General features: G+C 66.0%; 12 protein-coding genes. 3 read left to right on the top strand and 9 right to left on the bottom strand.

The features are described from left to right. Positions 1–16: 16 nt before the first annotated feature. Together ACAH41_RS20055 and kbl are read right to left on the bottom strand one after the other, a co-directional pair. Complete coding sequence (locus ACAH41_RS20055; RefSeq protein ID WP_370538434.1) at positions 17–973, bottom strand: NAD-dependent epimerase/dehydratase family protein; 957 nt, start codon at positions 971–973, stop codon at positions 17–19. A gap of 17 nt (positions 974–990) precedes the next feature. Further along, positions 991–2,193 (bottom strand): glycine C-acetyltransferase, encoded by a 1,203-nt coding sequence (gene kbl / locus ACAH41_RS20050; RefSeq protein ID WP_325655554.1) that lies wholly within the window; start codon positions 2,191–2,193, stop codon positions 991–993. A gap of 145 nt (positions 2,194–2,338) precedes the next feature. Here kbl and ACAH41_RS20045 point away from each other — a divergent pair, with 145 nt between their 5' ends. Continuing rightward, positions 2,339–2,914: an XRE family transcriptional regulator gene (locus ACAH41_RS20045; RefSeq protein ID WP_325655553.1), complete on the top strand. Its 576-nt coding sequence runs from the start codon at positions 2,339–2,341 to the stop codon at positions 2,912–2,914. 6 nt (positions 2,915–2,920) lie between these two features. On the opposite strand, the gene ACAH41_RS20040 is transcribed toward ACAH41_RS20045, so the two are convergent. Further along, on the bottom strand, positions 2,921–4,165 hold the full coding sequence (locus ACAH41_RS20040) for a YihY family inner membrane protein (protein ID WP_325655552.1): 1,245 nt from the start codon (positions 4,163–4,165) through the stop codon (positions 2,921–2,923). A gap of 19 nt (positions 4,166–4,184) precedes the next feature. Here ACAH41_RS20040 and ACAH41_RS20035 point away from each other — a divergent pair, with 19 nt between their 5' ends. Both ACAH41_RS20035 and ACAH41_RS20030 read left to right on the top strand, forming a co-directional pair. Beyond that, complete coding sequence (locus tag ACAH41_RS20035; RefSeq protein ID WP_325655551.1) at positions 4,185–4,598, top strand: DUF2069 domain-containing protein; 414 nt, start codon at positions 4,185–4,187, stop codon at positions 4,596–4,598. After that, on the top strand, positions 4,595–6,001 hold the full coding sequence (locus ACAH41_RS20030; RefSeq protein ID WP_325655550.1) for an FAD-binding oxidoreductase: 1,407 nt from the start codon (positions 4,595–4,597) through the stop codon (positions 5,999–6,001). The genes ACAH41_RS20035 and ACAH41_RS20030 overlap by 4 nt, the downstream gene beginning before the upstream one ends. Before the next feature lie 18 nt (positions 6,002–6,019). Here ACAH41_RS20030 and ACAH41_RS20025 read toward each other — a convergent pair whose 3' ends face one another. From ACAH41_RS20025 to nuoL, 6 genes are read right to left on the bottom strand one after another with little or no spacing between them, the layout of a single operon-like run. Continuing rightward, a complete protein-coding gene (locus ACAH41_RS20025; RefSeq protein WP_325655549.1) occupies positions 6,020–6,538 on the bottom strand; it encodes a DUF1178 family protein in 519 nt (172 codons plus the stop codon). 7 nt (positions 6,539–6,545) lie between these two features. After that, positions 6,546–7,178 (bottom strand): NUDIX hydrolase, encoded by a 633-nt coding sequence (locus tag ACAH41_RS20020; RefSeq protein WP_325655548.1) that lies wholly within the window; start codon positions 7,176–7,178, stop codon positions 6,546–6,548. Beyond that, entirely contained in the window at positions 7,165–7,509 is a 345-nt protein-coding gene (locus ACAH41_RS20015; RefSeq protein ID WP_325655547.1) for a DUF2818 family protein, read from the bottom strand. The genes ACAH41_RS20020 and ACAH41_RS20015 overlap by 14 nt, the downstream gene beginning before the upstream one ends. Positions 7,510–7,522: 13 nt before the next feature. Then, entirely contained in the window at positions 7,523–9,025 is a 1,503-nt protein-coding gene (gene nuoN, locus ACAH41_RS20010; protein ID WP_325655546.1) for an NADH-quinone oxidoreductase subunit NuoN, read from the bottom strand. A gap of 19 nt (positions 9,026–9,044) precedes the next feature. Continuing rightward, positions 9,045–10,520: an NADH-quinone oxidoreductase subunit M gene (locus ACAH41_RS20005; protein WP_325655545.1), complete on the bottom strand. Its 1,476-nt coding sequence runs from the start codon at positions 10,518–10,520 to the stop codon at positions 9,045–9,047. A 19-nt stretch (positions 10,521–10,539) separates the two neighbouring features. Next, positions 10,540–12,591: an NADH-quinone oxidoreductase subunit L gene (gene nuoL / locus ACAH41_RS20000; RefSeq protein WP_325655544.1), complete on the bottom strand. Its 2,052-nt coding sequence runs from the start codon at positions 12,589–12,591 to the stop codon at positions 10,540–10,542.

Here is a 12,591-nt window from a genome sequence, read left to right as displayed (position 1 = left end):
GACCCGGTTGACGGGTTCAAGCGGCCAGCAGCGGGCGCAGCTGGGTCAGCATCTCGCGCACCATGGCCCTCAGGTCAAAGCGCGCTTTCCAGCCCCAGTCGGCCTGCGCCGTGCTGTCGTCAATGGAACGCGGCCAGCTGTCGGCAATCGCCTGGCGGAAGTCCGGCGCGTAGCCGATCTCGAAGCCCGGCAACTCGGCGCGGATGGCTTCGGCGATCTGCGCCGGCGTGAAGCTGATGCCGCCCAGGTTGTAGGCGTGGCGCTCCTTGACCTGCTCGGCTGGCGCATCCATCAGCTCCAGCGTGGCGCGGATCGCGTCGTCCATGTACATCATCGGCAGCGCGGTCTCGGCACCGAGGAAGCTGGTGTAGCGCTTGGCTTTCAGCGCTTCGTGGAAGATTTCCACCGCGTAGTCGGTCGTGCCGCCGCCGGGCGGGGTCTTCCAGCTGATCAGGCCCGGATAGCGGATGCTGCGCACGTCCACGCCATGCATGCGGTGGTACCAGGCGCACCAGCCTTCGCCGGCCAGCTTGGAGATGCCGTAGACCGTGGTCGGCTCCATCACGGTTTTCTGCGGCGTTTGGTCGCGCGGCGTGGTCGGGCCAAACGCGGCGATGGAGCTGGGCCAGAAGACCTTGTCCAGCTTGTGCGTGCGGGCAAGCTCCAGCACGTTCAGCAAGCCCTTCATGTTCAGGTCCCAGGCCCACATCGGGTGCTGCTCGCCACGCGCCGAAAGCGCTGCCGCAAGGTGGTAGACCTGGGTGATGCCGTGGCGCTCGGCGATCTGCGTCAGCGCAGCCGCGTCGGTCACGTCCAGCGCCTCGTGCGTCAGGCCGGCCACGCGGCCCTTGGGCGACAGGTCGCTGGTGACGACGGCGCCATTGCCATGGCGCGCCGCAAGTGCTTCGGCCAGCTCGGTGCCGATCTGGCCGTTGGCGCCAATGATGAGGATCTTGGGAGTGCTGCTCACGATGTCGGTACTGCTGAAGGTCATTTCACCAGGCCGAGTTCACGGCCGGCCTGGGCAAACGCGGCAACGGCGCGCTCAAGGTGGTGGCGGTCATGCGCGGCGCTCATCTGCACGCGGATGCGCGCCTGGCCCTTGGGCACCACCGGGAAAAAGAAGCCGACGACGTAGACGCCCAGCTCCAGCAGCCGCGCCGCGAGCTTCTGCGCCACCACCGCGTCGTAGACCATGATGGGCACGATGGCGTGATCGCCCGGCTTGATCTCGAAGCCCGCCGCCTGGATGGCTTCGCGGAAATACGCGGTGTTGTCGGCCAGCTTGTCGCGCAGCGCGGTCGAGGCTTCGAGCAGGTCCAGCACCGCGATGGAGGCGCCGACGATGCTGGGCGCCACGGTGTTCGAGAACAGGTAAGGTCGCGAGCGCTGGCGCAGCAGTTCGATCACTTCCTTCTTGCCGGTGGTGAAGCCGCCGGAGGCGCCGCCCAGGGCCTTGCCCAGCGTGCCGGTGATGATGTCGACCTTGCCGAACACGCCGCGGTGTTCGTGCGTGCCGCGGCCGGTGGCGCCCATGAAGCCGCTGGCATGGCATTCGTCGATGCCCAGCAGCGCGCCGTGCTGATCGCACAGCGTGCGCATCTCGTCGAGCTTGGCGACGGTGCCGTCCATCGAGAACACGCCGTCGGTGAAGACCAGCTTGAAGCGGGCGCCAGCGGCTTCGGCCTCCTGCAGGCAGCGCTGCAGGTCGGCCATGTCGTTGTGCTTGTAGCGGAAGCGCTTTGCCTTGCAAAGGCGAATGCCGTCGATGATGGAGGCGTGGTTCAGTTCGTCGCTGATGATGGCGTCGTCCTCGCCCAGCAGCGGCTCGAACAGGCCGCCGTTGGCGTCGAACGCCGCGGCATAGAGGATGGTGTCTTCGGTGCCCAGGAAACGGGCGATGCGGGCTTCCAGCGTCTTGTGCAGGTCCTGGGTGCCGCAGATGAAGCGCACCGACGACAGGCCGTAGCCGTGGGTGCGCAGCGCCTCGTGAGCCGCCTCAATGACCTGCGGATGGCTGGACAGGCCCAGGTAGTTGTTGGCGCACAGGTTGATGACTTCGCGGCCATCGGTGGTGCGCACTTCGGCCCCCTGCGGCGTGGCGATGATGCGCTCGGCCTTGTACAGGCCGGCTTCCCGGATGCCTTGCAGCTCGGTGCGCAGGTGGGCGTAGAAATCGGTGGCGCTGGCCATGGTCATGTCCTTGTCTTGCAGCACAATGCGTGTTCACTGCGGAAATAGACGTTCGATATATCGAACACGAATGCAGTATCGTGTACGCCAGCGGACGGCGTCAAGCGCCATCGCCCCGAAAAACCTGCCGAAAGCTTCGCTGCCCATGTCATCTCGCCTGCCCCCGGAACCCCCACGCGTGGGTGCCACGCTGGCCGGCCTGCGCCAGGCGCGCGCGCTGTCGCTGGACGAACTGTCGCGCCAGGCGGGCGTGTCCAAATCGATGCTGTCACAGATCGAGCGCAACCAAGCCAACCCCACGGTGGCCGTGGTCTGGCGGCTGGCCAACGCACTGGGCGTGACCATGGCCGAGCTGCTGAGCGGCGACAAGCCGGAAACGCCCAGCATCGTGACCGTGCCGGCGCATTCCACGCCCGCCATGCGCAGCCCGGATGGCTCCTGCGAGTTGCGCATCCTCGGGCCCATCGAGCTGGCCGGCCAGTTCGAGTGGTATCACCTGACGGTGCAGCCCGGCGGCGCGTTGGCGTCCGAGCCGCACGAACCCGGCTCGCGCGAACACCTCACGGTGCTGTCAGGCAGTTTGACGGTCGAAGCCGGCGACAGCCGGGCCGAGCTGGCCGAGGGCGAGACGGCGCGTTATGCGGTGGATCAGCCGCATGCGATCCGGAACCCCGGCGACTCGCCTGCGCTCGGATTGCTGGTGGTCCTGCATCCAGCCTGAACGCGCTCAACGCTTCAGCAGGTCGGCCACGCTGATCTGGTTCAACCCGGCTTTCTCGCGGAAGGCCTGTACGCTGTCGGCCGGGCCGAGCAGCAGCTCGTCGATCACCCCACTGGCCGACGTGCGCTCGGGGTCGCACAGCAGCACGTAACGCGCGCCCTGCGGCGAGTTCTCTTCGTCCAGCCTGGCCACCACGTCCAGTGCGATCAAGGTGTCCAGCACCGGCTCGATCTGTAGCGGGTCGGTCTGCAAGCTCTCGCCGAGCGCCGCCAGCGACACGCCATGCCCCTGCCCGCTGCGCGCCTCGTGCAGGGTCTGCAGCAGCCGCGTGGCCAACGTGAACATGCGGCCCGGCCGGCGCGGCGCGTGCACCAGGCGCATCTGCAGGCTGGGCGCATACGCTGCAATGACCGCGCCCATCAGCACGATGACCCAGCCGAGGTAGAGCCACAGCAGGAAGATGGGTGCGGTGGCGAAAGCCCCGTAGATGGCCGAGAAGGTGGCGACCGAACCAACGTACCAGGCCATGGCCCGCTTGGCCACCTCGAAACCGACCGCCACGAACAGGCCGCCGAACATCGCGTGGCGCCAGCGCACGGCCGTGTTCGGCACGTAGCGGAACAGCGCGGCGATGGCCAGGGCCAGCAGGCAGAACTCGATGATGTCCAGCACCAGCTTCAGCCCGCCCGGGATGGCGCTGACCATGCCGCGCGATTCGGTGAGCGCGTAGGAAGTCAGGCTCAGGCTGATGCCCAGCATCAACGGCCCCAGCGTGATGGCCGCCCAGTAGACCAGCACACGCTGCGCGATGGGCCGCGGCTTGCGCACGCGCCAGATGCCGTTGAGCGTGCGGTCGATGGTCAGCATCAACGACAAGGCGCTGAACAGCAGCACCGCCAGGCTGGCGCTGCCCAGGCGGTTGGCCTTGGCGGCGAACTGCGTCAGCGCACCCAGCACCGGCTTGGCAATCGCGTCCGGCACGAGGGTCTGCAGGAAGTACTTCTGCAGCGAGTCCTGGAACTTGCCGAACATCGGGAACGCGGTGAACAAGGCCAGCATCACCGTGACCAGCGGCACCAGCGCGATCAAGGTCGTGAAGGTCAGGCTGCCGGCGCTCAGGCCCAGGCGGTCCTCGCGAAAACGCTCGCGCAGCGTGCGCAAGGTGTCATACCAGGGCCACGTGCGAAACGCCTCCAGCGTGGCCGCCACGCCAGCCTGCCAGTGCCCGCGCAGGGCAGTTTTGGAAATCATGGCGACTATGATGCCAGCCATGTCCGATGCGTCGTTTTCGTCCGCGCCACAGGCGCCCGACCAAGTGGTGCGCGCGAGCCGCGCGCTGGCCCTCGGCAGCCTGCTGGGCCTGATCGCGCTGGGCCTGGCCTGGGAGCTGTGGCTGGCCCGCACCGGCAGCGGCTTGCTGGCGCTGAAGGTGCTGCCGCTGTTGCTGCCATTGGCAGGCCTGCTGCGCCACCGGCTCTACACCTACCGCTGGCTGAGCCTGCTGGTCTGGCTGTACTGCACCGAAGGCCTGGTGCGCGCGACCAGCGAACGCGGCATGGGCCAATGGCTGGCCACGCTGGAAGTGCTGCTGTGCCTGCTGCTGTTCGTGGCCTGCGCGCTGCAGGTGCGCTGGCGGCTGAGCCAGGCCAAGTTCAAGACCCTGGCCAGCGAGCAAGCCGCATGAAACAACAAGCCTTGCTCGAACGACTGGCCGCAATCGTCGGCAGTGGCCACGTGCTGTTTGAGGGCGACCTGAGCGCCTGGGAGCTGGACTGGCGCAAGCGCTACCGCGGCAAGGCGCTGGCCGTGGTGCTGCCGGCGGACACCGCCGAGGTGGCTGCAGTCGTGAAGGCTTGTGCGGTCCACGGCGCGGCGCTGGTGCCGCAGGGCGGCAACACCGGCCTGGTGGGCGGCGGCGTGCCGGACGACAGCGGCACGCAGGTGCTGTTGAGCCTGGGCCGCATGCAGCGTGTGCGGCAGCTGGACAGCGCGAACCTGACGATGACGGTGGACGCTGGTTGCGTGCTGCAGGCGGTGCAGAACGCGGCTGACGCGGCCGATCTGCTGTTCCCGCTCAGCCTCGCGGCCGAAGGCAGCTGCACCATTGGCGGCAACCTGGCAACCAACGCTGGCGGCACGCAGGTCCTGCGCTATGGCAACGCACGCGAGCTGTGCCTGGGGCTGGAGGTGGTGACGGCGGATGGCGAGGTCTGGGACGGCCTTTCAGGCCTGCGCAAGGACAACACCGGCTACGACCTGCGCGACCTGTTCATTGGCAGCGAAGGCACGCTGGGCATCATCACCGGCGCCACGCTGAAGCTGTTCCCAAAGCCCGCCGCGCGCATGACCGCACTGGCCGCCTGCGCCGACGTGCCGGCCGCGGTGCGCCTGCTCACGCTGGCCCGCGAACGTCTGCATGCCGGACTCACCGGCTTCGAATTGATGTCGGCCTTCGCGCTGCAACTCGTGGCAACGCATTTCCCGCAGTTGCCCCGACCCTTGCCCAACGCTGCCTGGTCCGTACTGCTGGAGCTTTCCGGCCAGGACGAAGCCCAGGCCCGCGAAGCGCTGGAAACGTTGCTGGGCGAGGCGATGGAACAAGGCATGGTGGACGACGCGGTGGTGGCCGAAAGCCTGGCGCAGTCGTCGGCGCTGTGGCACCTGCGCGAGTCCATTCCGCTGGCGCAGGCCGAAGAAGGCCTGAACATCAAGCACGACATCGCCCTGCCCGTCTCGGCGATTCCCGGTTTCGTGGCCGAAACCGATGCGGCGCTGGCACGGCTGGTGCCCGGCGCGCGGCTGGTCAACTTCGGCCACCTGGGCGATGGCAACCTGCACTACAACGTGCAGGCGCCCAAGGGCGGTTCAGCGGCGGAATTCCTGGCCACGCACGAGCCGGCGGTCAACACGCTGGTGTACGACGCGGTGAAGCGCCACGGTGGCTCGATCTCGGCCGAGCACGGCATTGGCGCACTCAAGCGCGACACCTTGCCGCTTTACAAGTCGCCAGTGGCGCTGAGTCTCATGCGGTCCATCAAGCTGGCGCTGGATCCGCATGGACGGCTGAACCCGGGGCGCATGCTTTAGCGCAACGCCGGTTCGCGCTCAGTGGTGCGGGCCTGCCAGTCCTTCAGGCATCGGCAGCGCCAGCACCTCGATGCCTTCTTCACTCAGCTCGGCACGCTGCTCCGGCGTGGCCTGGCCGCGGATGCCACGACTCTCGGTTTCGCCATAGTGCATGCGCCGGGCTTCTTCGGGGAAGCGCGTGCCGACGTCTTCGGTCTTGCTCAGCACCTGCTGCACCATGCCCATCCAGGCGGTTTGCAGCGCAGCCAGGCCTTCGGCGGACACCGTGGGTTGCTGCTGCGGCATGCCGCCGCCCGTCGCTTGAGGCGTGGCTTCAGGCAAGGACTGCGTCTTCTCGGCAACGGCCCGCGAAGGCTTCGGCGGCTTGGCACCGGACAGGTTCAGGCGCGGCGCGCTGGGGAGGCGTGCAACCTGGGCGTTGCCACACATCGGGCAGCTGAGCAAACCTTTGTGCTGCTGGTCAACGAAATCCTGTTCCGAACCGAACCAGCCTTCAAATCCATGTCCGCCTGCGCAGCGGAGGTTCCACACCTTCATCTGCGCATTATGGGCAGTTGCCCAACTGCGCAGCAGCCTGCCAGTCCAAAGTCCATTGGCCGGAACGCCACTTTTGCAACCACAACAGGCAGATCAGCGTCTTGGCGTCGGTCAGCTCACCGCGGGCCGCCAGGGCGTCCAGCTCGGATTCCTGCATCAGGCACAGGTCGATCAGCTCGCCATGGTCCAGCTGGCGCTCGCCCGGCGTCAGGCCGCGGGCGAACCAGATCTCGATGAATTCGTTGGAATAGGCGGCCGCGTTGTGCAGCACGCCAGCGCAGGCCCATTCGGCCGCGCGGTAACCGGTTTCCTCAGCCAGCTCGCGCATCGCAGCGACAGCACGCGACTCGCCCGGGTCCAGCTTGCCGGCCGGGAATTCCAGCAGCACCTGCTGCAGCGGGTAGCGGTACTGACGCTCCAACACCAGCCGGCCGTCGTCCAGCATCGGCACGATGACCACAGCGCCAGGGTGCACGATGTATTCGCGCGAGGCCTCGCCGCCATCGGGCAGCGCGATCTTGTCGGCACGAACGTCGAGGAAGTGGCCGAGGTAAGCCTGTTTGCTCGACACGGTGCGCTCGACCAGGTGTGCCTCGGCTGCGTCTGATGCCTGGCCTTGCGGCTTGTCAGACGATGCCATCATGCAGCTCCTTGGCGGTCTGGAACGCAGGCTTGGCCGGCTTGCGCAGCTGGCGCCAGACAAAGCCTGGCGAGGCCAGCGTCAGGAACAGGCAGCCGGTGGCGACGAAAAACTCCCACTGCTGCGGCGAACGTTGCCCGAGCTGCGCTTCAAGCGCAAAGCCAAGCGCCAGCGTCAGGCCCCACAGGATCAGCAGCTCCAGCAAGCGCCAGGCAAACGCCTTGGGCGCGCGCCGCGGGCCGACGACCAGCAGGCGCTCGCTGAAAAACGGCAGGTTGGCGGCGACGATGGCCACCACCAGCACCAGCCAGACAGCCGCAGCCTGTGTCATCGACCGTCGTCGGTCACCCGGCCAGCGCGGCCAGGATCACGTCGCGGCACAAGCCCATCAGGCCGTCCGGCAAAAGGCCCAGCAGCAGCGCCGCGGCGCCATTGCAAGCCAGCAGCACACCCACGCCGCCTTGCGAGGCGACGGGCGTCGCGTCCTTAGGCGGGTCGAAGAACATGACCTTGACGATGCGCAGGTAGTAGAACGCGCCGATCAGCGACAGCAGCACCGCAACGATGGCCAGCACGATGTAGCCGGCCACGTTGGTGCTGACAAGCGCCTGGACCACCGCGAACTTGGCATAGAAGCCGACCATCGGCGGCACACCGGCCAGCGAGAACATCAGCACCGTCATCACGCCTGCCAGCCAGGGGTTGCGCCTGGCCAGACCGGCCAGATCGCTCACCTCTTCGCTCTCGAAGCCCTGACGGCTCAGGAACATGATCAAGCCGAAGGTCGCCAGCGTCGTCATCACGTAGGTGATGATGTAGAACAGTGCCGAGCTGTAGCCGTTGGCGGCCGAGGCGGTGTCGCCCTGGATCACCGTGGGCGTGAAGCCCAGCAGCATGAAGCCCAGCTGCGCGATGGCCGAATAGGCCAGCATGCGCTTCAGGTTGGTCTGCGCCACTGCAGCCAGGTTGCCCAGCGCCATCGACAGCACCGACAGCACGATCAGCATCTCCTGCCAGTCCTGCGCCAGGCCGCTCAGGCCCTCGACAAGCAGGCGCAGCGTGATCGCGAACGCTGCCAGCTTGGGCGCGCCGCTGATCAGCAGCGTGACCGAGGTTGGCGTGCCCTGGTAGACGTCCGGCACCCACATGTGGAACGGCACGACCCCCAGCTTGAACGCCAGGCCGGCGACGATGAACACCACGCCAAAGGTCAACACGGTCGGGTTGACGCCGCCCTTGCTGATGACGTCGAAGACTTCATCGATCTGCAACGAGCCGGTGGCGCCGTACATCATCGACATGCCGTACAGCAGGAAACCGCTGGCCAACGCGCCCAGCACGAAGTACTTCATCGCGGCTTCGGTGGACACGCCATGGTCCCGGCGCAAGGCCGCCAGCGCATACAGCGACAGGCTCATCAGCTCCAGGCCGACGTAGATGACCAGGAAGTTGTTGGCCGAAATCATCACCGAGATGCCCAGCAGCACGAACATCGACAGCGTGAAGAACTCGCCTTTCAGGAGTTCGCGCGGGCCGTTGTAGGGCTGGGCGTAGGCAATGGTCAGCATCATGGCCAGCGCCGCGCACAGGGCCAGCAGGTGCCCCATCGGGTCGGACACGACGAGGCCCTGCATCGCATAGACCGAAGCCGCCGCGCCTTCAGTGCCCAGGCCGCTCTTCAGCGCCAAGGCATGCATCACGGCCACGCCGGCCAGCGAGGCCTGGGTCAGCCAGAAGGTCAGCCGCCGGCGCGGCTCGGTGACGCCGAGGTCCACCAGTGCGACCACGCAAGCCGCGATCAGCAGCAGGATTTCAGGGTAGACGACGAGCCAGTTCATTTGAGTCATGGTGTGCATTCCCGGCGCATCAAGGCAGTTTCGAGACAGCCACGTGCTTGAGCAGCTCGGTCACGGAGACATGCATCACGTCGGTGAAGGGCTTGGGGTACAGGCCCATGGCCAGCACGGCCACGGCCAGCAGCCCCAGCATCAGGAATTCGCGCGCGTTGATGTCGGTCAGTTCGCGCACATGGTCGTTGGCCACTTCGCCGAAGTAGACGCGCTTGTACATCCACAGCGTGTAGGCCGCGCCGAAGATCAGCGCCGTGGCCGACAGCGCGCCGATCCAGAAATTGAAGCCCACGGCGCCCAGGATCACCATCCACTCGCCAATGAAGCCCGCGGTGCCCGGCAGACCGCAATTGGCCATCGCGAACAGCAGCGCAAAGGCGGCGAACTTCGGCATCGTGTTGACCACGCCGCCATAGGCCGCGATCTCACGCGAGTGCACACGGTCATACAGCACGCCGATGCACAGGAACATCGCGCCGGAGACGAAGCCGTGCGAGATCATCTGCACGATGGCGCCGGAGACCCCCAGCTCGTTGAAGATGAAGAAGCCCAGCGTGACGAAGCCCATGTGGGCGATCGACGAATAGGCGACCAGCTTCTTCATGTCCTGCTGAACCATCGCCACCAGGCCGATGTAGATCACCGCGATCAGCGACAGCGCGATCATCAGCCACGAGAAGTGGTGCGCTGCGTCGGGGGCGATGGGCAGCGAGAAGCGCAGGAAGCCGTAGGCGCCCAGCTTCAGCATGATGGCGGCCAGCACCACGGAACCCCCGGTCGGCGCTTCCACGTGGGCGTCCGGCAGCCAGGTGTGCACCGGCCACATCGGCACCTTGACCGAGAAGGCCGCGAAGAAGGCGAAGAACAGCAGCGTCTGCGCGTCCATCGGCAGCGGCAGCTTGTGCCATTGCTGAATCTCGAAGCTGCCACCCGACTGGAAGTACAGGTAGGTCAGCGCGATCAGCATCAGCAGCGAACCGAGCAGCGTGTACAGGAAGAACTTGAAGGCTGCATAGACGCGCCGCGGACCGCCCCAGATGCCGATGATGATGTACATCGGGATCAGCGTGGCCTCGAAGAACACGTAGAACAGCAAGCCATCCATCGCACTGAACACGCCGACCATCAGGCCGGACAGGATCAGGAACGCACCGAGGTACTGGTGCGCGCGTTCGGTGATGACCTCCCAGGCGGCGATCACCACGATGATGGTGATGAAAGCCGTCAGCAGCACGAACCAGACCGACAGGCCGTCGACGCCCAGGTGGTAGCGAACATGGAAACGCTCGATCCAGCTGGCGTTCTCGACGAACTGCATCGCCGCAGTGCCGGTGTCGAACCCTGTGATCAGCGGCAGCGTGACCAGGAAACTCAGGACCGCACCGACCAGCGCGATCCAACGCGCCGCATTGGCGTTCTGCTCCCGCCCCACAGCCAACAACAAGGCGCCGAAAGCAATCGGCAGCCAGATGGCAACGCTCAAAAGACCCATTCTTGTTCTCCGCCCTCGTTCAATGGCCGATCAGGCTCATCAGATAGGGCCACAGCTGCCAGGTCATCAGACCGAAGACGCCCAGGACCATCACCAGGGCATACCAGGAAAGGTAGCCCGTTTGCACCGTGCGCACGACCGAGGCAAAACCGCCCACCGCACGCGCCGAGCCGTTGACCAGCACACCGTCGATCAGCGCGATGTCGCCGCCCTTCCACAGGCCCACGCCGAGAAGGCGGGCGCCTGCGGCCAGCACGTTCTCGTTGAACCAGTCCATGTAGTACTTGTTCTCCAGCACGCGGATGACCGGCGACAGCGCCCGGCCGATCGCCGCCGGGATGCTCGGGCTGACCATGTAGAACACATAGGCGGTGACGACACCGGCCAGCGCCAGCCAGAACGGCAGCGAGGTGAAGGCATGCACGCCCATCGCCGCCGCACCGTGGAATTCCTCGGCCAGCGATTCCATCGCATGGTGCGCCTCGGGGTTCACGAAGATCGCATCCTTCAGGAAGTCGCCGTACAGCATCGGCTGGATGGTCAGCCAGCCGATCACCACCGAGGGGATGGCCAGCAGCACCAGCGGCGCGGTGACGACCCACGGCGACTCATGCGGTGTGTGCGCATGCGCGTGGCCATGGTCGTCCTCATGGTCAGCGTGCGTCGTGTCGGGCTCGTCGTGCTCGCCCGGGAAGGGCTTGTGGTGGAAGTGCTCCTTGCCGTGGAAGACGAGGAAATACATCCGGAAGCTGTAGAACGCCGTGACGAACACGCCCGCGGTGACCGCGAAGCTGGCGAACCCGGCACCCGGCAAGTGGCTGGCGTGAACGGCCTCGATGATCGAGTCTTTCGAGTAGAAGCCCGCGAAGAACGGCGTGCCGATCAGCGCCAGCGAACCCAGCAGCGAGGTGATCCAGGTGATGGGCATGTACTTGCGCAGGCCGCCCATGTTGCGGATGTCCTGGTCATGGTGCATGCCGATGATGACCGAGCCGGCGCCGAGGAACAGCAGCGCTTTGAAGAAGGCATGCGTCATCAGGTGGAAGACGGCCACGTTGTAGGCCGAGACGCCCAGCGCCACGGTCATGTAGCCCAGCTGCGACAGCGTGGAGTACGCAACGACGCGCTTGATGTCGGTCTGGATGATGCCCAGGAAGCCCATGAACAGCGCGGTGATCGAGCCGATGACCAGCACGAAGTTCAGCGCCGTGTCAGACAGTTCGAACAGCGGCGACATGCGGGTGACCATGAAGATGCCGGCGGTCACCATCGTGGCCGCGTGGATCAGCGCCGAGATCGGTGTCGGGCCTTCCATCGAGTCCGGCAGCCAGACGTGCAGCGGGAACTGCGCCGACTTGCCCATCGCACCGATGAACAGGCAGATGCAGGCCACCGTGAGCATGCCCCAGTCAGTGCCCGGGAAGCCCAGCTTGGCCAACTCGCCGGACTTGGCAAACACCTCGGCATAGTTCAGCGAGCCGCCATAGGCTAGCAGCAGGCCGATGCCCAGGATGAAGCCGAAGTCGCCGACGCGGTTGACCAGGAAGGCCTTCATGTTCGCAAACACCGCCGTCGGCTTCTTGAACCAGAAGCCGATCAGCAGGTACGACACCAGGCCCACCGCTTCCCAGCCGAAGAACAGCTGCAGGAAGTTGTTGCTCATGACCAGCATGAGCATCGAGAAGGTGAACAGCGAGATGTACGAGAAGAAGCGCTGGTAGCCCGGATCCTCTTCCATGTAGCCGATGGTGTAGATGTGCACCATCAGCGACACGAAGGTCACGACGCACATCATCATCGCGGTCAGGCCGTCGATCAGGAAGCCGACTTCCATCTTCAGGCCGCCGACGTTCATCCACTCGTAGATCGTGGCGTTGAAGCGGGCACCGTCGATGGCCACCGACTTCAGCACGCTGGCAGAGATCAGGAAGGCAACCAGCACGCCGAGGATGGTCAGGACGTGCGAGCCACGCCGGCCGACGGCCTTGCCGAACAGGCCGGCGATGATGGAGCCGACCAGTGGGGCCAGGGGCACCGCGAGCAGCAGGTTCTGGGAGAGTTGTGTTGACAT

Origin of the sequence: Ideonella sp. (assembly GCF_041287625.1) — a bacterium.
Classification (GTDB): Bacteria; Pseudomonadota; Gammaproteobacteria; order Burkholderiales; family Burkholderiaceae_C; genus Ideonella.
Note: the sequence above shows the minus strand (reverse complement) of the source record. Positions and strands in the feature narration are given on the sequence as shown.